This is a genomic window from Aeromonas sp. FDAARGOS 1417 (assembly GCF_019046985.1).
Taxonomy (GTDB): domain Bacteria; phylum Pseudomonadota; class Gammaproteobacteria; order Enterobacterales; family Aeromonadaceae; genus Aeromonas; species Aeromonas veronii.
In genome coordinates this window covers 4172925-4194000 of the sequence record NZ_CP077221.1, presented here as the reverse complement: position 1 = coordinate 4194000, position 21076 = coordinate 4172925, and the positions used below count along the sequence as shown (strand labels likewise).

Here is a 21076-nt window from a genome sequence, read left to right as displayed (position 1 = left end):
CCCTCATTACACCTGTGACTGACCCGCGACCAGCCCTTCGGCCTCTGTCGGCGTCGCATTCATCATCCGGTTGAGCCAGGGCACCATCAGCCCCATCACCACCGCAATCAGCAGGGTCGCCATCCCGATCTTGCCAAACACGCCGGTGTAAATCGGCAAAGTTTGCAGCGGATCCGTCATCCCTTGCGGCACGGCGGTAAAGGTCGCCACATAGCCACCCAGCAGGGACGCCATCGCCTGAGTCAGGAACCACATTCCGAGAATGAAGCCCATCAGCCGTTGTGGCACCAGCGCGGCGACCATCGCCAGTCCCAGGGCACTGATCATCAGCTCGCCCAGACTCTGGAACAGGTAGATAAGCACCATAAACCAGGGGGAGGTCAGCCCCTGCTCATCGGCAAACCACCAGCCGGATGCCGCCGCCGTCAGAAAGCCCAGCGAGCAGAAGAACATCCCGAGGGTGAACTTGAGCGGCATGGTGAGATCCCGCCCCTTGCTGCCCATCCGGGTATAGATCATCGCGAGTACCGGACTGCCCACCACCACCCAGAAGGGGTTGAGCGCCTGGAAGCTGATGGGGTTGACGCTCATGCCCAGCATCTCGTGGTGCATGTTGTTGATGGCAAAGAAGTTCAGAGACGTCGGCATCTGGGCATACAGCACATAGAAGAGCACCGCCTCCAGCATCAGCACGAAGGCAACATACATCTTGTTGCGGCCCACTGTGTCGAGCCTGAACGCCTCGCGAAAGAAGACAATCACCACGGCGATGGTCACCGTCATCAGCACCATGTTGGCGATCACCACGTGGTGCATCAGCCAGGCGCAAAAGAAGACCATGGCTACCGAGCCCAATATAACCAGCAGCAGCTTGCTGTAATTAAGTGGCAGGTGATCCGGCGCTGAGCCAATATCCTTGACCATATTGCGGCAGGCAAAGAAGGTGAGCAGCGCAATAATCAGCCCCACCCCGCACAGGTTATAGGTCACGGTATAACCGTAGTGATCGGCAATCACCGGAGCGAGCGAGAGGGAAATAAGGGAGCCGATATTGATCGACATATAAAACAGGGTAAAAGCCCCGTCCAGCCGCGGATCTTTTGGCTGGTAGCATTTTGAAAGCAGGCTGGCCGGATTGGCCTTGAACAGGCAGTTACCGACCGCGATGGTGCCCAGCGCATAGAAAATCAGGTCGGGATTGTAGATCGACAGACCGGTCATAAAATAACCAACCACTAACACGATAGCCCCGAGCACCATGGTGCGCTTGGTGCCGAGCACATGGTCGCCGACATAGCCGCCGACCGAGATCAGGCCATATACCAGCGCCGAGAAGGCACCGAAGGTAATAAAGGATTGCTCTTGGGAAAATCCCAGTTGTTGCACAAAGAAGACCGCCAATATCCCCTGCACGCCGTAATAACCGAAGCGCTCCCAGAGTTCGACGAAAAATATCATAAAGAAGGGTTTGGGCTGTTGTAACAACCCGGTCGGTGCTGTTGCTGGACGCATATCAACCTGCCTTTGCTGAGATTTATTTTTATTAATCTGGTGGTAGCTACCGCACTATTTTTTGCCCGCCATTGCTATAACGGGGAGTGCAGTCAGCCTGCCAATCTGGCTATTTTCGGGTGCACGGGCCCCGTTCGATGAAAGGTGTTTTTCATCTAGCCGGTTTCAATTACGGGTTATCGGGGATGGTGAGTGGCGTCTCCCAGTACAGTTACCGGCTCCGGGTTCTACCTTTGCTGCATCCCTTTACTCAAGCCGGTTTATCAACCTTGATGCTTATTCCCCTCTGCTCCGTCACTCATGGCTGGTGGCCAGATAGCCGGGGCATGGCACGGCCACAGACGACCTGTGGGGCTGGCTCACGCCGCGCTCTACTGGCAGTCACCCTACGCAGGCGCTATCTAACCCCGTCATTTCAAGGGGAGTCATGCTATATCACTGCAAATACAGGAACTTAATGGTCGATCACACTTTAAAAGTGACCATAGGTGAAGTTTTCTAATGAAACCACATGAATTCTTTTCGTGAAAAGAGCTTCACTCGAGACGTGCAACCAAGGTCAATATGTGCATAAAGAGAGTTGAATGGCACACAGCTTGAACCGGAGCTCGGCACTTAAGTCGTGCCAAAGCCCACTCATCAGGGCGATGCGACAACAAAAAGCCGAAGCTGATGGCTCCGGCTGATCGATGGGCACAGTCACGGCCACATTAGCGTGGCGATTCGTCGTTGTAGAGTCGCCGGATCTCGCTGCGCAGCCACATCACCTTGGCATCCTGATTGTGCCGCTTGTGCCACAGCAAGATGAAGGCGATCTCCAGCTGGGCGTAGAGCTTCTCGGGGAGCGGCAGCGGCATGGCGATCAGATTGCCGTGATGCCGACTGGCATAACCACCGCAGTAGGAAGGGGCCACCGCGATCAGCTCGTGGCTCGACTGGGAGGCAATATGCAGCGCCTGCTCGAAGCTGGAGACCATGATGGGCACCTCCCGCTTCAGCCCCTCGTCCTCCAGCAGACTGTCGAGAGCCCAGGTATCGTTCGCTTCCCACACCATGCTGATCTGGGGGCAGGCCAGAAAGTTCTCCAGCGACCACTTCTGCTCGAGCAAGGGGTGATCCTTGCGCAGAAAAACCACCGGGCGATCGGTGAACAGCACCTCATGATCGATGTAATAAGGCAAGCGGTTGACCTTGGCCAGAGAGCGGCCATGGGTCTCGCGGGCACAAAAGCCGAGATCTGCATCGCCATTGACGATGTCGTTGAGGGAGTGGTGATCCCACCCCAGCATCCTGACCACCGAGTTGGGGTACTTCTGGTAGATGGTCATGGGCAGATCGCTCAGGAAGCTGATGTAGAAGGGGGACTCCATCACCAGGGTGAAGCGGGCACCATCGGGGATCGCCTCGCTATTGAGCGAGGTGATGCTGTCAGTGAGCTGGAACCAGACCTTCAGCTCCTCCTCCAGGGTCAGGGAGAGGTTGGTGGGCTGCAACCCCTGCCGTACCCGTACAAACAGGGGATCGTCAAACCACTCCCGCAATTTGGCCAAAGACTTGCTCACCGCCGACGGAGTGACACAGAGCTTTTTCGCCGCCCCTGCCACACTGCGCTCCTGCATCAGGTACTTGAATACCACCAGCAGGTTCAAATCGAGTTCACCCAGATTGCGCATATCCCCTCTCATCTTCCATCAGCCCTGCGACCGCGCTTCACGAAGCGCGAGCCATGGTAACAGCCCTTTGACAGCCAGGTAACTGAGCAGTGCCAGCAGCAGAGCGCAGATCAGCATCTCGGACGGAGTAAAGCCAAGTTGACCCAGCAGCCAGATATAGAGGCCGGAGAGGCTGATCTGCATGATGCAGAGCACGGCGCTGGCGAACGCCACATTGTGCTGACAACCATCGAGCGCCTCTCCCATCGCCACCCCGAACCCACAGGAGAAGCCGACACAGACCAGCGCAAACCCCGGCAGCAGCAGATGGATATCGCCCCCCGCCTGCCAGCTGCCGAGCAATGAGCACGCTGCCAGCAGATAGCAGAGATGAGACACCGCCAGCACCTTCTGTTTGCCCAGCCAGCGCAACAGCAGGGGGGTCAGGAAAGAAGTAGACATGCTCACCCCGGCCATCACCATCATCACTATGGAGTACTGCTCGGTGGTGAAGCCAAACTCCTTCATCAGGATCAGCGGCGAGACGCTGACATAGACCAAAATAGAGGTCACGCTGGCACTGGTCAGCAGGGAAAACAACATAAAGTGCGGGGAGCGCAGCAGGGCAAAAGGCAGCGCCGCGCCACTGCCCGGTTGCCGAGCCGGGCGGGTCTCCTTGAGCAGCAACAAGTTCACCAGACCGCTGACGACCGCCACCAGCGCCATCGCCACGAAGATCCCGCGCCAATCAAAATGGGACAGGATGAGGTAACCGAGCACCGGCGCCAGCACCGGGATCACGCAGATGACCCCGTTAATCATTGAAAGTGCCATCGCCAGCCGCTCCTGACACAGCACATCGCGCAGCACAGTAAAGGTCATGATATAGAGCGCCCCCGCCCCGACTCCCTGCCAGAAACGGCCGAAATAGAACTGGCCAATCCCCTCCGCATTGCCTGCCACCAGCGAGGCGAGGACAAAAATCAGCGCCCCCCCGAGCACCACCCAGCGCCGCCCGAAGCGATCGGCAATCATCCCGCCCAGCAGCACGGCGGCCGCCATGCCAAACAGATAGATGGAGAAGGCGGTGTGGATCTGCGCCTCGCTCGCCTGCAGTGCATCGGCAATCTGGGGCACAGCGACCAGATAGAGATCGATCCCGACCGGATAGAGGATGATCATCAGAAAGGCGCACAACAGGAATACAAGCATGGATGCTCCATAACAGATTGGCGTGCCGATGCCTGCCAGATGGCAGCAACAGGCGAAGAGTAGGCAGGGCCAAGGTGGTAACGAACGTAATGAACATGGCAGCGGACAGGGCCGCAATGGGGGCAACTATATGGGCGCCCAGCGCCCTCACCTAGTGAAGAGATGGCGATCGGTACATTCCAATCAGGAAATATTGTATTGAGCTACGTGCCTGGGCGGCCATATTTAATCGACCAGAGGCCGTAATAAACCGGGTCACCTCCCGCTCATAGCCATCCCTGCGCAGCACTTTTACCGCCCGTCTGTTATCCGCCTTCGCCCTTGCGGGCGTATAAGCTGTAGGTGCGACGCAATACAGGGAATGTGTATGACGGGTATGAAAAAAGAAGAGCAGATTGCCGGGCTGCTGGCGGCACTGGAGCGAGTCATTCTGGGCAAGCCGCTACAACTGAAAATCGCGCTGGTGACACTGCTGGCGCGCGGTCATCTACTGATCGAGGATCTGCCCGGCATGGGCAAGACCACCCTGGCCCACGCGCTGGCGCAGGTGCTGGGGCTTGAATGCAGGCGGATGCAGTTCACCGCCGATCTGCTCCCCGCCGACCTGCTGGGGTTGCAGATCTTCGACCCCCAACAGCAAATATTTCGCTTTCACCCCGGCCCCATCTTCACACAGGTGCTGCTGGCGGACGAGATCAACCGCGCCAGCCCCAAGGTGCAGAGCGCCCTGCTGGAGGCGATGGCCGAGGGCAAGGTGAGCATCGAGGGCCACACTCATCCACTCCCTGATCCATTTTTCGTCATCGCCACCCAGAATCCGGCGGATCAGGCGGGTACCTATCCGCTGCCGGAGTCCCAACTCGATCGCTTCGCGGTGCGGCTCTCGCTGGGCTTTCCGCCGCGAGAGGCGGAGCGCCAGCTGCTGCGGGGCCACCAGCCGAGCGGCCAATTACCCGCCATGCTGGATGGCGCCGGGCTGGCTGCCCTACAGGCAGAAGGGGATGCCATCCATGTTTCAGATGCCACCCTCGACTACCTGCTGGCGCTGGTGCACCAGAGCCGCTTCACGGGCGAGCTGCCACAACCCCTCTCCCCCCGGGCAGCCCAGACCTTGCTGGCGGTGAGCCGGTCCTGGGCGCTGGTGGCGGGACGGCGCTTCGTCACGGTGGAGGATGTGCAGACAGTCTTCCCCTATGTGGCCGAACACCGGCTGCGGGGCAGCTTTGGCGTGCAGCACGGCGAAGCCTGCCCCCTGAGCCAGCGGCTGCTGGCCAGGGTCGATCCGGACAATCCCTGATGAGCACCTTGCTCACCCGCTGGCAGCAGTGGCGTGCGCGCTGGCAACGGCGCTGGCTCGATCGCCGCATTCCCCCGGCCCGCCAGATCACGCTGGGTACCCACAGCCTCTTTATCCTGCCCACCCGCATGGGACTGCTCTATCTGCTGGTACTGCTCGCCATCTATCTGCTCGGCACCAACTACCAGAACAATCTGGTACTGCTGGTGGCCTACTGCCTCGGCAGCCTGTTTATGGCCGCCATGTGGCTCACCCACCGCAACCTCCTGGGGCTGGAGCTGCTGGGGGGCACGCTGGTGCTGGGGGAAGCGGGTAGCCAGCTGCCTATCCGTATCTTGGTGCAGAGCCCGCGCCCGGTGCAGGCACTTCACTTTAGCCTCAACGAAGGCACCCTCTGGCTGGCACAGGCCGACGCTCTGCCCAGCACAGTTATCCTGCCAGTATCGGGCTCACGCCGCGGGCTACTGCCCCTTGGCCGATTGCGGGTCGAGAGCCGCTACCCTCTCGGCCTGTTTCGCTGCTGGTCCCTGCTGGACTTGCAACTGGAGGGCTGGCTTTCCCCCAAACCGGCATTCAGGGCGCTAAGAGGGGAACATGCGACCGAAAGCGAGGGGCATCAGGGCCAGCCCGCTCCGGCCACTCTCGGTGACTTTGACTCTCTGCGGACACATCAGGCTGGTGAACCACTGAGCCGGGTCGCCTGGAAGCAACTTGCCCAAGGGCGCGGCCTGCTGACCAAGCAGTTTCATGAACCGCAGCAGGATGACACTCGCCTCACCTTGCAGCGGGTCGCGGGCGGGGATCTGGAGCAGCGGCTGGCAGTGCTGGCCTGGTGGTGCGCCGATTACGGCAAGCGGGGCATCCCCTTTACCCTCACGCTGGCAGGTCAGACGCTGGGGCCCGATAGTGGTGCCGCCTTTGTGCAGCGCTGCCTGCTGGCACTGGCCCGATTCGATGCAACACCACCGAAGAGCACGCCCGATGCTGCTCGATAACCGCCGCCTGTTGCAACTCATCGCTCTGCAACAGCTGCTGCTGGTCGCTGCGATCTGGCCCCAGTTGCAGCTCTGGGTGGTGGCGGTAAGCACCGCTACCCTCGGCATCCGGGCCATGATGCTGTGGCGCGGCTGGCCGCCCCTGCCTGCCCGCGGGTTGGCGCTGCTGGCCATCACTACTGTGCTGTTGCTGGGACTACAGTGGCGTGGCTTGGGCACCCTGCCCGCCCTGATCAATCTGCTATGGCTCGGCTATAGCCTCAAGATGATCGAGGTACGGCGCGAGCGGGATATCGAGCAGGTGCTGCTGCTCGCCTTCTTCCTCATCGCTCTGTCGCTGGTGCAGCGACAGAGCATCGGCTGGACGGCCGGAATGACAGTAGCGCTCTGGCTGGCAGTAACCGCGCTGGTGGCCGCCGTCGCCCCCGAACAGAAACGGCCTTGGCGCAGCGCGGGCGGCGCTCTGCTGCTGGCGATTCCCCTGCTCATCACCCTGTTTCTGCTGCTGCCGAGGCTCCCGCCCCTCTGGCAGATGCCCACCACCAGCCGCGCCCTGTCAGGGCTCTCGGAAGAGTTGGCCCCCGGCGATATCAGCGAACTGGTCAACTCCTCGGAACTGGCGTTTCGGGTCACTTTTGCCGATGGCCCACCCCCGGCCCGCGAGCGCTACTTTCCGGTGATGCGCCAAGAAGTTTTCGATGGTCAGCGCTGGTTGCTGAGCCCCGAGGTCAAAGCATGGCAGCAGACAGTGCCGGTGCAGACCGGGCTCACCCTTCTGGCATCCTCTTCACAGGCCAACACTCAACTGGCAGATAGTCCGTTACCCGCCGGGAGCTACGAGGTGATCGCCGAGCCCCAGCGCCACCGCTGGGCCTTTGCCCTGAGTGAACCGCGTCTGCTGGCGGGCCCGGTGGTGCTTACCCCTCTCGACACCCTCTATCGGCAGGGGAGCGGCGAGGTGGCGATCCGCTATCGCATTGGCCGTGGCGAAGCGCAGCCAGAGGACGACAGCCAAGCCGCCCAGCGCAACCTGCAACTGCCAGCCGGAGGCAACCCGAGAGCGCGAGCTCACGGCCAAGGGCTGGCTGTGCGCTATCCGGATCGCGCAGCGCTGGTCGCCGCCCTGCTCGCGCAGTTTCGCAGCCAATCCTATTACTACACTCTGACCCCACCACGGCTTGGCAGTGACGGGGTGGATGAGTTCCTGTTCGATACCAGGCAGGGCTTTTGCGGCCACTACGCCATGGCGACCGCTTTCGTACTGCGCGCTGCCAACATTCCGGCACGGCTGGTCACCGGTTATCTCGGCGGCGAGTGGAATCCCAGAGGCAACTATCTGGCGGTACACCAGTTCGATGCTCACGCCTGGGTAGAGTATCTCGATGAAGAGGGATCATGGCGGCTAATCGACCCCACTGCGGCAGTGGCGCCGGAGCGTATTGAAGGCGGCGTGAGGGAGGCGCTGAGCGACGAGTTTACCGCTGCCGACCCCCTCGCTTTGCAGCGTTATCGCAACTGGGCCCTGCTCAATCAACTGCGCTGGTGGGGCAACAATATCGACTACCAGTGGAGTCGCTGGGTGATTGGTTACGATGCGGGTCAGCTCTGGCAACAAATCGGCCTGCGCTGGCCCGCACTGGCGGGACACACTCCCTGGTTGATCCTCGCCAGCCTGATGCTGGTCGCCCTGCTGGTGAGCCTGCCCCTGCTGTTGCCCGCCCGCCTGCCGCCAGAGCGGCGTATCTGGCAGCCCCTGCTCAAACGGGGCAAACGCAGTGGCTGCCCACCCCAGCCCGCCGAGAGCATGGGGGCATGGTGCGAGCGGCTGGCGCGGCTGCGTCCCGACCTTGCCCACCCCTTGTTGCAGGCCGCCCGGCTCTATCGACTCTGGCGTTATGCCCCCCTCAGCGAACGGCAACAAGGGCGCTGCTGGCAACAGTTGCGACGGCGTATCAGGCAACTCGTTCGGCGCTGGGATCAACAGCCAACGAGTGCACCATAAAAGAAGGGGGAGCCACCGGCTCCCCCTTCAGGTTTTAATCAAGAGGTTTGATTCACCGCTTGTTACTTTTTGGCCGGATTGTCCCAGATCCCCTCTTCCAGCTGGGAGCGGATCTCGGGGTATTTGTTGGCATCGAAGGTGGGTACCTTGCCCAGCCGGAGCTGGTCGTTGTAATCCTTCGCCAGCTTGATGGCAACGCTGGAGAGCAGCAGGATCGCCACCAGGTTGACGATGGCCATCAGTCCCATGGAGACATCCGCCATCGCCCACACGATCGGCAACTCACCCACGGCACCGAACATCACCATCCCCAGTACGAACACCCGGAACAGCATCAGGCCACCCTTGTGGTTGTGCTCGAGGAACACCAGATTGGTCTCGGCATAGGAGTAGTTCGCCACGATAGAGGTGAAGGCGAAGAAGAAGATGGCCGCAGCAATGAAAATGTTGCCACCGCTGCCAATCTGGGAGGAGAGCGCCCGCTGGGTCAGCTCGACACCGGTCACGCCGGATCCCGGCTCAAACTGACCGGACATCAGGATGATGGCGGCGGTACAGCTGCAGATGACGATAGTGTCCATAAAGACCCCCAGCATCTGCACATAACCCTGGGAGGCCGGGTGCGGCGGATAGGGAGTGGCAGTGGCCGCAGCGTTGGGCGCAGAGCCCATGCCCGCTTCGTTGGAGAAGAGACCGCGCTTGATACCGTTGATCATCGCCTGGGAGATGGCATAACCCAGCGCACCCGAGCCTGCCTGCTCAATCCCGAAGGCGGACTTGATGATCAGCATGAAGACATGGGGCAACTCGGTGATGTTCATCGCCACGATCACCAGCGCCAGCAGGATGTAGGCCAGCGCCATAAAGGGCACCACCAGCTCGGCAAAACGGGCAATGCCACGAATGCCGCCGAAGATAATCAGGCCGGAGAGCGCCACCAGCGCCAGACCGCTGACCCAGTCAGGAATGCCAAACGCCACCTTCATCGCCAGACTGATGGAGTTGGCCTGCACCGCGTTGAACACCAGACCAAATGCCAGGATCAGGCAGAGCGAGAAGACCACCCCCATCCAGCGCATGCCAAGGCCTTTCTCCATGTAGTAGGCCGGGCCACCACGGTAGTTGCCATCCTCATCCTTGACCTTGTAGAGCTGGGCCAGGGTGCTTTCGACGAAGGCGGTCGCCATGCCGATAAAGGCAATCAGCCACATCCAGAAGATGGCGCCGGGGCCACCCAGATAGATGGCGACAGCCACACCGGCCAGGTTGCCGGTGCCGACACGGGCGGCAAGGCTGGTACAGAGGGCCTGGAAGGAGGAGATGCCCGCGTTGTCCGATTTACGGCTGTTTTTCAGCACGGAAAACATGTGGCCAAAGTGACGGATCTGGATAAAACCCAGGCGGAAGGTGAAAAAGATACCGACCCCGATGAGCAGGTAGATGAGCACGGCTCCCCACATCAGGTCGTTTAGCATCGCAATCAAGGTGTCCATAATTCTCTCGTTGTTATTCACATCCATGGCCAGTCTGCGCTGACCGTTTTCTGTCTGTCGTTTAATTAGCGTTTCGCTAAAGGGGCGGAATCTAGCACAGCGGGAGAGCCCGGAATAGTGATCCCGGTCACGCGAGACACAAAAAACGAACGGTAAAAGCCCATAAAGCTCCATTTAAATCGCAAACTTTCAACAAACTCAATAATTCAATCAGACAGGCCACCATTAAGCCCCATAAGAGAACCATTTTGATATATCCCTGATGAGCTATCCGAAAACGCAAACGCTTGCATGAAATGGCTTTCAAACGGAGATATTTCGCCAAACGTTTTCGCTGTAATTAAATTTCAAGTACGTAGCGAGATAATTTATGTGATCGACGACACAAATATGGATATTGGCTAAAAAAGTTCAACTGAAAGCAAACCGGAGCGAGGTCGGGAGGAAATGTAAAAAACCTTACTAATCATATAGTTTCAAGCCATAAAACGGGATAACTCAACAGCCTGAATGTTTAACAACCAAGCGCCCCTATTGCAGGATGCAGCACATCAGTATTAATTAGGCAGGCAATGACGATGGGCCGCCCCCATCGCGCTTTTCTGAGCCTGAGGCACCAAGATCCTGTAATTTTATTTCAGAACCACCGTCTCAAGCCCGCAACCCAGGGATTACTCCCTCATTAAGAGATGATATTCGCTATGGCCGATAAATTAACCCAGCTGAAAGCCCTGACCACTGTTGTTGCCGACACCGGTGATATCGAAGCCATCAAACGCTATCAGCCCATCGATGCCACCACCAACCCCTCTCTGGTTCTGAAGGCCTCCGAGATCCCCGAGTACGCTCCGCTGATCGAAGACGCTATCAACTGGGCCAAAGCCCAGAGCCAGGACAAGGCACAGCAAATCATCGACGCGGGCGACAAGCTGGCCGTCAACATCGGTCTGGAAGTGCTGAAGATCGTTCCGGGCCGCATCTCTACCGAAGTGGATGCCCGCCTCTCCTTCGATACCGAAGCCAGCATCGCCAAGGCCCGCAAGCTGATCCGTCTCTACAACGAAGCCGGCATCAGCAACGACCGCATTCTGATCAAGCTGGCCTCCACCTGGGAAGGGATCCGTGCCGCCGAGGTACTGGAGAAAGAGGGTATCCAGTGCAACCTGACCCTGCTGTTCTCCTTCGCCCAGGCCCGTGCCTGTGCCGAAGCCGGTGCCTTCCTGATCTCCCCGTTCGTAGGCCGCATCCTCGACTGGTACAAGGTCAAGCACAACCGTGACTACACCGCCAGCGAAGATCCGGGCGTGGTCTCCGTCACCTCCATCTACAACTACTACAAGCAGCACGACTACCCGACCGTGGTGATGGGTGCCAGCTTCCGCAATACCGGCGAGATCCTGGAACTGGCCGGTTGCGACCGCCTGACCATTGGCCCGGCCCTGCTGGAAGAGCTGAGCAAGACCGAAGGCGCCGTGGTACGCAAACTGGACTACACCGGTGAGCGCAAGGCCAAACCGACCCCGATGACCGAAGCCGAATTCCGCTGGGAACTGAACCAGGATGCCATGGCTCACGAGAAGCTGGGCGAAGGCATCCGCATGTTTGCCATCGACCAGGGCAAGCTGGAAACCATGCTGGCAAGCCGCCTGTAATCGGTTCTTTTTTCTGATAAAAACCGGGCCCCTAACAAGGGGCCCGGTTTTTTTTCATGGGCTTTTTTAGCGCTGTCATAGAGTCGTCACGAAAACGTTTTAATTTCAGATTCGTTATGTTATACGGGTGGTGAAAACGATAAAAACCAAGGAGGGAGCCATGGAAATGTTCAACTTCGATTATGACGAGATGGTTGAACTCGGTTCGCGTAGCCGCGGGACAACGGGAAAAAAACGTAAATGGCGTGAAATCGAGGCGTTGAAAGACAAACATCGCCTGCAGAAGGAGCTGCAATCCATCGATATCGCCTATGAAGGTCTTACAGACGAGATTGAACTGTAATACCGCCAGACACCTGTAAAAGCGCTCCGCACAGCCGGGGCGCTTTTTTATGCCGCAATCGGATGATCAAGCGGCTTGTCATGCCATCGCCAGCGATGCCAAAGGATGCTGTAGGCTACTGACAGCCATCACCAACGGCATGGCATACCAACCATTCACCTCACTCACGAAGACTGAACTGCGCCGTTTCAGGGCGCGTTGGGGCAATCACCGCAAGACAAGTCATCAGCAATAAAAAGCCCCCGTCGCTGACGGGGGCCTGAATACTCGGGATTGACGGCTGCGCTTAGCAGTAGCCGTAGCCCAGCAGACGCTGGTAACGCTGCTCCAGCAGTTGCTCGGTATCGAGCGGACGCAGTGCGTCCAGATCCTGCTTGATGCGGGCCTTGAGGTTTTTGGCCATCTTCTCCACATCGCGGTGGGCACCGCCGAGGGGCTCGTCGATCACGTGGTCGATCAACTTGAGCTCTTTCAGACGCTGGGCAGTGATCCCCATCGCTTCGGCAGCCACAGAAGCCTTGTCAGCGCTCTTCCACAGGATGGAGGCACACCCTTCCGGCGAGATGACGGAGTAGGTGGAGTACTGCAGCATGTTGACGCGGTCACCCACCCCGATTGCCAACGCACCACCGGAGCCACCCTCACCGATCACGGTGCAGACCACCGGCACGGTCAGACCGGCCATCACTTTCAGGTTGCGGGCAATCGCCTCGGACTGGCCACGCTCTTCGGCACCGACGCCAGGGTAAGCACCCGGGGTGTCGATAAAGGTGATGATCGGCATCTTGAAGCGCTCGGCCATCTCCATCAGACGCAGGGCCTTGCGGTACCCTTCCGGACGCGGCATGCCGAAGTTGCGCTTGATTTTCTCTTTGGTCTCGCGACCCTTCTGGTGACCAATCACCATCACCGGCTCACCGTCGAGACGGGCGATGCCGCCGACGATAGCCTTGTCATCGGCATAGGCGCGATCGCCAGCCAACTCGTCGAAATCGGTGAAGATATGCTCGATATAGTCAAAGGTGTAGGGGCGCTGGGGATGACGCGCCATCTGGGATACCTGCCAGGCACCCAGATCACCGAAGATCTTCTTGGTCAGCTCTTCGTTTTTCTTCTCCAGCCGGCGGATCTCGTCTTTCAGATCCACGGCGTGATTGCCTTCACTCACATGTTTGAGTTCATCAATCTGCGCCTGCAACTCGGCAATCGGCTGTTCAAAATCCAGAAAAAGACTCATAGGGCCTTAGAACCTCTAATCAAAAACCAATTCAACCCGCTCTCGTCCAAGCAGGACTCGCAAGTCATCTATCAGTTGATCGGTGGGCGTCACCCGCCACTCGGTACCGAGCGTCAATCGCACCCGGGAGCCGGGGCGACGATAGTTTACCTGAACCGGACAGACTCCGGCACGGGCGGGCTCCAAAATCTCGCACAAACGCGGGAAAAAGCGATCATCAATCCGCTGTTCATCGAGGGAGATGCGGATTGCTCTGGCAAAACGCTCCCTCGCATCGTTGATATCCAGTAATTCTCGAGCCGACATTTTAAGGCCACCGGAGAAGTCATCAAAGCTGACCTGTCCAGAAACCACCAAAATGCGGTCTTTTTGCATCAATTCTTCATATTTTTCCAGCGCTTCACTGAACAGGGTCACATCGAGGCGACCGGAACGGTCGTCCAGGGTGAAGATCCCCATCTTGTTGCCACGCTTGGTCACCATGCTGCGGGCCGCGATCACCAGCCCCGCAGCAGTGGTCACGGTATCGCGGGAGGTGGGATGCAGATCGCACAGGCGACCCGAGGTATAACGACGCAATTCGCTGCTGTACTGGTTGATGGGGTGGCCGGTGAGATAGAGTCCGAGGGTCTCGCGCTCCCCTTCCAGCCATACCTTGTCAGGCCAGTGCGGCACGTTGGCAAACGCCTTCTTGACGTCGTCAATCTCTTCGGTGAGCACGCCGAACATGTCGACCTGCCCCACTGCCTGCGCCTTGGCGTGCTGCTCGGCGGCACGCATCGCCTCCTCCAGCGTTGCCATCAGGGCGGCGCGGTGGGGGCCGAGCCGATCCATGGCGCCGGAGAGGATCAGCTTCTCCATCACCCGCTTGTTGAGCTTCTTGATGTCGACCCGGTTACAGAAGTCGAACAGATCGCGGAACGGGCCGTCCTGATCCCGGGCGCTCAAGATCGCATCGATGGGGCCTTCACCGACCCCTTTCACCGCCCCGATCCCGTAGACGATATGACCATCTTCGTTGACCGAGAAGCGATAGCGGCCGGTGTTCACATCCGGCGGGATCACGGTCAGCCCCATCCGCTGGCACTCATCCACCAGGGTCACGATCTTGTCGGTGTTGTCCATATCGGCGGTCATCACCGCCGCCATAAACTCGGCCGGGAAGTGGGTCTTGAGCCAGAGGGTCTGGTAGGAGACCAGCGCATAGGCGGCGGAGTGGGATTTGTTAAAGCCGTAGCCCGCAAACTTCTCCACCAGATCGAAGATCTTCATCGCCAGTTCGCCGTCGACGCCATTCTTGACGGCGCCCTCCTCGAAACCGGCCCGCTGCTTGGCCATCTCCTCGGGCTTTTTCTTACCCATCGCCCGGCGAAGCATATCCGCGCCACCCAGGGTATAACCCGCCAGGGTCTGGGCGATCTGCATCACCTGCTCCTGATAGAGGATGATGCCGTAGGTCGGTTCCAGAATCGGTTTCAGGCTCTCGTGCTGCCACTTCTCGTCCGGGTAGGAGATCGCTTCATTGCCGTGTTTGCGGTCGATGAAGTTATCCACCATGCCTGACTGGAGCGGGCCCGGTCGGAACAGGGCCACCAGAGCGATCATGTCTTCGAAGCAGTCGGGGCGCAGCCGCTTGATGAGATCCTTCATGCCGCGGGATTCGAGCTGGAATACCGCCGTGGTCTCGTAGCGCTGCAGCAGGTCAAACGACTTCTTGTCATCGATGGGGATGGCGGCGATGTCCACCGGCGGCTTGCCCTCTTTGGCAAGACGCGGGTTTATCATGCCGAGCGCCCAGTCGATGATGGTGAGGGTGCGCAGACCCAGGAAGTCGAACTTCACCAGACCGGCGTATTCCACGTCGTTCTTGTCGAACTGGGTGACCGGGTGATGGCCCTCATCATCGCAATAGAGCGGCGCAAAGTCGGTGATCTTGGTGGGTGCGATCACCACGCCACCGGCGTGTTTACCGGCGTTGCGCACCACCCCTTCGAGACGGCGAGCCATGTCGATGAGGTCTTTGACCTCCTCATCCTGCTCGTAGAGCTCGGGCAGCTTGGGCTCGGCCTCGAATGCCTTGGCAAGCGTCATGCCCGGATCCGGCGGGATCAGCTTGGAGATGCGATCCACAAAGCCGTAAGCATGGCCCAGCACCCGGCCTACGTCCCGCACCACCGCCTTGGCCGCCATGCTACCGAAGGTGATGATCTGGGAGACCGCGTCCCGGCCGTACATGTCGGAGACGTGCTCGATCACCTCATCGCGTCGGTCCATGCAGAAGTCGACGTCGAAGTCGGGCATGGATACCCGCTCGGGGTTCAGGAAACGTTCGAACAGCAGGTCAAATTCCAGCGGGTCGAGGTCAGTGATCTTGAGGGCGTAGGCCACCAGAGAACCAGCCCCCGAGCCCCGGCCCGGGCCAACGGGAATGCCGTTGTCCTTGGACCACTGGATAAACTCCATCACGATGAGGAAGTAACCCGGGAAGCCCATCTGGTTGATCACTTTCAGCTCGATGTCGAGACGCTCGTCATACTCGGGACGGCGCTCGGCCCGCACTTGCGGATCCGGGAACAGGAACTCGAGACGCTCCTCCAGACCCTCTTTCGACTTGGCCACCAGAAAATCTTCGGTAGTCATGTCGCCAGTCGGGAAGTTGGGCAGGAAGTACTCGCCGAGACGCACCGTCACGTTGCAGCGTTTGGCGATCTCCACCGTGTTTTCCAGCGCTTCGGGAATGTCGGCAAACAGCTCCGCCATCTCCTCCTGACTGCGCAGGTACTGCTGGGGGCTGTAGCGACGGGGGCGGCGTTTGTCCATCAGGGTATAGCCATCGTGGATGGCAACCCGGATCTCGTGGGCGTCGAAGTCATCGGCGTTGAGGAACACCACCTCGTTGGTGGCGACCACAGGCAGCTCGAACTCGGTGGCGATGGCCACCGCCATGTGCAGATAGACCTCTTCGTCGGGTCGACCGGTACGCAGCAGCTCGAGGTAGTAGACATCGGGGAAGTGGGTCTGATAGAAGGCGACACACTGCTCGGTCATCTGCCGGTTGCCCTTGAGCAGGAACTTGCCCACATCCCCCTCGCGGCCGCCGGAGAGGACGATCACCCCCCTGGCATGCTCGGCGAGCCAGCTCTTGTCGATAACCGGCCGCCCTTGCACGTGGCCGCGCTGGTAACCGCGGGAAATAAGCAGGGTGATGTTCTGGTAGCCGTCGTTATCCATGGCTAGCAGGGTGAGACGGAACTGCTCGTCGCCGAGCTCATCGCTCTGCACCCAGAAGTCGGCACCGACGATGGGTTTGATCCCCTTGCCGTGGGCTGCGCCATAGAAGCGCACCAGACCGCACATGTTCATCTGATCGGTCAGCGCCAGCGCCGGCATGTTGTTGGCCGCCGCCGCCCCGACAATGGGGTTGATCTTCTGCAGGCCATCGACCATGGAGAAGTCGGAGTGGACTCGCAGGTGGATAAAACGGGGGTCAGCCATCGTCATCTCCTCTCGCTGCTCAAACTAAATGGCATGGTCTACTCGATCCCCAGTGCGCGGCGCACCGGTTTGAAGCTCTTGCGATATTCGGGCAACGGGCCACGCTCGGCCAGAATGGCGAGGTGCTCCGCAGTCGGATAACCCTTGTGACGGGCAAAACCATATTCGGGATGACGACTGTCCAACTCGGTCATCTCCGCATCGCGGGTCACCTTGGCGAGGATCGAGGCGGCACTGATGGCGGCCACCAGGCTATCGCCCTTGACCACGGCACGCGCTTCCATCGGCAATGCAGGGCAGCGGTTGCCATCGATAAAGACCAGCTCAGGGGTGACCTTCAGTCCCGCCACGGCTCGCTGCATCGCCAGCATGGTGGCATGCAGGATATTGAGCTCGTCGATCTCCTCCGGAGTGGCGCGACCGATGGCCCAGGCGAGCGCCTTCTCTTTGATCTCGTCAAACAGAGCGAGGCGCTTCTTCTCGGAGAGCTTCTTGGAGTCGTTGAGCCCCGCGATCGGATTGGCGGGATCGAGAATGACCGCAGCGGTGACCACGTCACCCACCAGGGGGCCACGGCCCACTTCGTCCACACCGGCAACCAGCTTGTCGTCAGGAATATCGATCATCATCTTGTAGCCTTGAATCAAAACAGGCCCCGTGGGGCCTGACAGGGGTCGACTGGCGCGGCATCACCGCTCGGAAAACGGATTAACGGGCTGCGCGGCGCAATCGACGGTCCGAAATAGCGTTATCTGCCGAGCAGATCCGCCACCGCATCGGCGGCCTGCGAGTCGGCATTGCAGCGGATCAGCTGGTGCAGCTCGGTGAAGGTGTTGACCAGCGCACTGTTGTCGTGCTCGAAGTACTTGCTCACCTCTTCCACCAGATTCTCCGGGGTGCACTCGTGCTGGATGAGTTCCGGCACCAGCATGCGACCGGCGAGCAGGTTGGGCAGAGAGACAAATTCGGTCTTTACCAGTCGCTGGGCCAGCCAATAGCTGAAGGGCTTGAGCTTGTAACCCACCACCATCGGCTTTTTCACCAGCATGGCTTCGAGCGCCGCGGTACCGGAGGCCAGCATCACTACGTCGGCGGCGATCATCGCCTCGCGGCCCTGCCCTTCCAGCAGCACCATGTCGAGACCCGGCGCTACCTCGGCCTTGATGGCCATAAACTGCTCGCGCCGTTTCTGGTTGACCAGCGGCACGATGAAGCCGAGATCCGGATAGCGCACCGTCAGGTGTTTGCACGCTTCGAGAAACAGGGGGGACATAAAGCCCACTTCTGCGGTGCGGCTGCCCGGTAGCACCGCCAGCCAGCGGCGATTGGCATCGATACCGAGATTGCGACGCACGGCAGCCTGATCCGGCACCAACGGAATATCGTCCGCCATGGTGTGACCGACAAAACGGCAAGGGGCGTCGAAGCGGTCGTAGAAGGCTTTCTCGAACGGCAGGAAGGCGAGCACCATGTCGGTAGCGGCCTTGATCTTGTGAATGCGGTTCTGGCGCCAGGCCCACACCGAGGGGCTGACATAGTGAACCGTCTTGATACCGGCGCGGCGCAGTTTCAGCTCCACTCCGATATTGAAATCCGGTGCATCCACGCCGATGAAGATATCGGGCGGATTGGCAATAAAGTGGCGCAACAGTTCGCGACGGACCTTGAGGATGCGCGGCAGACGGCCCAGCACCTCGGTGATCCCCATGACGGAGAGCTCTTCCATCTCGAACAGCGCCTTGACGCCGAGGGCCTGCATCCGCGGCCCGGCGATCCCTTCAAACTGCGCATCCGGGTAGCGGGCTTGCAGCTCGCGCACCAGACCGGCAGCCAGAATGTCGCCGGAGACCTCTCCGGCGACGATACCGATACGAACCGGATCAGGCACGGATGATCCCGCGCTCGTTATCTTTGAGGAAGTCCACATAGAGCTGGACGGCCGGTTCGGCTTGCGCCATCTCAATCAGCACAGGCAGCACCTCTTCGATGGTCTTGCCGGAGCGGAAGATCTCTTTGTAGGCACGCTTGACGGCAGAGATGGCCTCGGCGCTGAAACCGCGGCGACGCAGACCTTCGGAGTTGACCCCGAACGGCTTGGCGTAGTTGCCGGCGGCCATCACGTAAGGCGGCACGTCCTTGTTCAGGGCGGCGCAGCCACCGACGAAGGCGTGGGAGCCGACGCGACCAAACTGATGAATGGCGGAGAGGCCACCAAAGATCACGAAGTCACCGATCACCACGTGGCCCGCCAGGGTCGCGTTGTTGGCGAAGATGCAGTTGTCACCGATGATGCAGTCGTGGGCAACGTGAACGTTGACCATGAACAGGTTGCCGCTGCCCACCTTGGTCAGGCTCTGATCCTGAATGGTGCCACGGTGGAAGGTGCAGTTCTCGCGAATGACGTTGTTGTCGCCAATCTCGAGGAAGGTGCGCTCACCGGCGTACTTCTTGTCCTGGCAATCCTCACCGATGGAGGTGTGCTGGAAGATCTTGTTGCCGCGACCAATCTTGGTCGGGCCCTTGATCACCACATGGGAACCTACCCAGGTGTTGTCACCGATTTCCACCTCGGCGCCGATGACAGAAAAGGGGCCGATTTCAACCCCTTTACCGATCACGGCAGACTCATGGACGATGGCAGTATCGTGAATGATGGCAGTCTGGTCGATCACGTGTGTTAAACCTCGCGTTTGGCGCACATCAGCTCGGCGGTACAGACCACTTCACCGTCGACGGTGGCGACACCGGTGAACTTGGCAATACCGCGACGCTCTTTCAGGAACTCCACGTCCAGCACCAGTTGGTCACCGGGGCCGACCGGGCGCTTGAAGCGAGCGTTGTCGATTGAGGCAAAATAATAGAGTTCGTTGGGAGACGGCTTGCCCACCATGGTAAAGGCCAGGATACCGGTGGCCTGTGCCATCGCTTCCAGGATCAGTACGCCCGGGAACACCGGCTTGGCCGGGAAGTGCCCCTGGAAGATCGGCTCGTTGAACGAGACGTTCTTGATGGCACGCAGGGTTTTGCGCTCATCGCTGATCTCGTAGTCGTCTACACGATCCACCATCAGAAACGGATAACGGTGGGGCAGCAGATCCATGATTTCCTGGATACCCAGGCTCTTCTTTTCAGTAGTCAAAACAGTACCCTATACCAATCGTGATTATTCTTGATCCAGCTTCTTCTCAAGCTTGCTTAACCGCTTGTGCATCTCTTCGATACGCATTACCCGGGCGGCGGTCTTGCGCCACTCTTTATTGGTTTGCAGAGGGATGCCGGAAGAGTAGACACCGGGCTCGGTAATGGGTCGCATCACCATGGCCATACCGGTAACGGTGGCCTGGTCGCAGATCTCCATATGCCCGTTAAAGACGGAAGCGCCGCCAATGATACAGTATTTGCCGACCTTGAGACTACCAGCCATCACGGTAGAGCCCGCCACGGCGGTGCCGTAACCGATCTCCACGTTGTGGGCGATCTGGCACTGGTTGTCGATGATGACGTTGTCAGCGATGCGGGTATCTTCCAGCGCACCGCGGTCAATGGTGGTACAGGCACCGATCTCGACCCGGTTGCCAATGGTCACACCGCCGAGCTGGGGGATCTTGATCCACTCGCCACGCTCGTTGGCATAACCGAAACCATCGGCGCCGATCACTGTGCCGGATTGAACCAGACAGTCGGTGCCCATGGTCACATTGTGATAGAGGGTAACGTTGGCCCACAGCCGGGAGCGCGCTCCCAGCCGGGTATTTTTGCCAACAAAACAGCCCGGGCCAATGCGTACATCGTCACCCAGCACGACGCCGGATTCGATCACTGCATTGGCGCCGATAGCCACTCTCTCGCCCAGTTGCACGTCAGCCGCGATAACGGCGCTCGGATGAATATCCGTGGCCGGCTGCGGGGTGGTGTCCAGCAGTTGGGCTACCCGGGCAAAGCCCACATAGGGGTCTTTGAGCACCAGGGCATTGGTGGGACAAAATGGCAGATCCGCTTCTGTAATGAGCACGGCGGTCGCCTTGCTCTGCTCCAGATAGTGCCGGTACTTTTTGTTGGACAGGAAGGTGATATCCCCCTCCCCGGCCTTTTCCAGTGTCGCTACCTTGCGGATTTCCAGGGTTCCGTCGCCATGGACCTGGGCCCCCAGTTGCTGGGCCAGCTGTGCGAGAGTGAATGCCATCAA

At 59.6% G+C, this 21076-nt stretch carries 16 protein-coding genes; 5 read left to right on the top strand and 11 right to left on the bottom strand.

Features of this window, described 5'->3' with window-relative positions:
* Nucleotides 1-6 precede the first annotated feature (6 nt).
* The 3 genes from dtpB to I6L47_RS19575 form a co-directional block, all read right to left on the bottom strand.
* Complete coding sequence (gene dtpB, locus I6L47_RS19585) at nt 7-1512, bottom strand: dipeptide/tripeptide permease DtpB (protein ID WP_216948143.1); 1506 nt, start codon at nt 1510-1512, stop codon at nt 7-9.
* 710 nt (nt 1513-2222) lie between these two features.
* On the bottom strand, nt 2223-3185 hold the full coding sequence (gene yidZ / locus I6L47_RS19580; RefSeq protein ID WP_216948142.1) for an HTH-type transcriptional regulator YidZ: 963 nt from the start codon (nt 3183-3185) through the stop codon (nt 2223-2225).
* Between the two features lie 18 nt (nt 3186-3203).
* On the bottom strand, nt 3204-4376 hold the full coding sequence (locus I6L47_RS19575; protein ID WP_216948141.1) for an MFS transporter: 1173 nt from the start codon (nt 4374-4376) through the stop codon (nt 3204-3206).
* A 376-nt stretch (nt 4377-4752) separates the two neighbouring features.
* On the opposite strand from I6L47_RS19575, the gene I6L47_RS19570 reads away from it, so the two are divergent.
* From I6L47_RS19570 to I6L47_RS19560, 3 genes are read left to right on the top strand one after another with little or no spacing between them, the layout of a single operon-like run.
* Nucleotides 4753-5673 carry a MoxR family ATPase gene (locus I6L47_RS19570; RefSeq protein WP_216949391.1) on the top strand — a complete coding sequence of 307 codons (921 nt, stop codon included), beginning with the start codon at nt 4753-4755 and terminating at the stop codon, nt 5671-5673.
* On the top strand, nt 5673-6668 hold the full coding sequence (locus tag I6L47_RS19565) for a DUF58 domain-containing protein (RefSeq protein WP_216948140.1): 996 nt from the start codon (nt 5673-5675) through the stop codon (nt 6666-6668). Before I6L47_RS19570 ends, I6L47_RS19565 begins: the two co-directional genes overlap by 1 nt.
* Complete coding sequence (locus I6L47_RS19560; protein ID WP_216948139.1) at nt 6655-8670, top strand: DUF3488 and transglutaminase-like domain-containing protein; 2016 nt, start codon at nt 6655-6657, stop codon at nt 8668-8670. Before I6L47_RS19565 ends, I6L47_RS19560 begins: the two co-directional genes overlap by 14 nt.
* A 62-nt stretch (nt 8671-8732) precedes the next feature.
* Here the strand turns inward: I6L47_RS19560 and I6L47_RS19555 are convergent, their stop codons facing one another.
* Nucleotides 8733-10163 (bottom strand): sodium:alanine symporter family protein, encoded by a 1431-nt coding sequence (locus I6L47_RS19555; RefSeq protein WP_115521372.1) that lies wholly within the window; start codon nt 10161-10163, stop codon nt 8733-8735.
* 701 nt (nt 10164-10864) lie between these two features.
* Here I6L47_RS19555 and tal point away from each other — a divergent pair.
* Both tal and I6L47_RS19545 read left to right on the top strand, forming a co-directional pair.
* Nucleotides 10865-11815: a transaldolase gene (gene tal / locus I6L47_RS19550; protein WP_005358707.1), complete on the top strand. Its 951-nt coding sequence runs from the start codon at nt 10865-10867 to the stop codon at nt 11813-11815.
* Nucleotides 11816-11975: 160 nt separating this feature from the next.
* Complete coding sequence (locus I6L47_RS19545; protein ID WP_216948138.1) at nt 11976-12158, top strand: DUF3545 family protein; 183 nt, start codon at nt 11976-11978, stop codon at nt 12156-12158.
* A 286-nt stretch (nt 12159-12444) separates the two neighbouring features.
* Here I6L47_RS19545 and accA read toward each other — a convergent pair whose 3' ends face one another.
* The 7 genes from accA to lpxD all read right to left on the bottom strand — a co-directional run bounded on the left by accA (nt 12445) and on the right by lpxD (nt 21073).
* The gene (gene accA / locus I6L47_RS19540; protein ID WP_005338549.1) at nt 12445-13395 is read right to left on the bottom strand and encodes an acetyl-CoA carboxylase carboxyl transferase subunit alpha; all 951 of its coding nucleotides are present in this window, start codon (nt 13393-13395) and stop codon (nt 12445-12447) included.
* A 15-nt stretch (nt 13396-13410) separates the two neighbouring features.
* Nucleotides 13411-16890, bottom strand: a complete 3480-nt coding sequence (dnaE, locus tag I6L47_RS19535; RefSeq protein WP_216948137.1) for a DNA polymerase III subunit alpha — start codon at nt 16888-16890, stop codon at nt 13411-13413.
* Between the two features lie 38 nt (nt 16891-16928).
* On the bottom strand, nt 16929-17519 hold the full coding sequence (gene rnhB, locus I6L47_RS19530; protein WP_043818967.1) for a ribonuclease HII: 591 nt from the start codon (nt 17517-17519) through the stop codon (nt 16929-16931).
* 119 nt (nt 17520-17638) lie between these two features.
* On the bottom strand, nt 17639-18778 hold the full coding sequence (lpxB, locus tag I6L47_RS19525) for a lipid-A-disaccharide synthase (protein WP_040098041.1): 1140 nt from the start codon (nt 18776-18778) through the stop codon (nt 17639-17641).
* Nucleotides 18771-19562, bottom strand: a complete 792-nt coding sequence (gene lpxA / locus I6L47_RS19520) for an acyl-ACP--UDP-N-acetylglucosamine O-acyltransferase (protein ID WP_005338557.1) — start codon at nt 19560-19562, stop codon at nt 18771-18773. The genes lpxB and lpxA overlap by 8 nt, the downstream gene beginning before the upstream one ends.
* Nucleotides 19563-19567: 5 nt before the next feature.
* Entirely contained in the window at nt 19568-19990 is a 423-nt protein-coding gene (gene fabZ / locus I6L47_RS19515) for a 3-hydroxyacyl-ACP dehydratase FabZ (protein ID WP_013724020.1), read from the bottom strand.
* Between the two features lie 63 nt (nt 19991-20053).
* A complete protein-coding gene (gene lpxD / locus I6L47_RS19510) occupies nt 20054-21073 on the bottom strand; it encodes a UDP-3-O-(3-hydroxymyristoyl)glucosamine N-acyltransferase (RefSeq protein WP_005338561.1) in 1020 nt (339 codons plus the stop codon).
* Nucleotides 21074-21076: the final 3 nt, after the last annotated feature.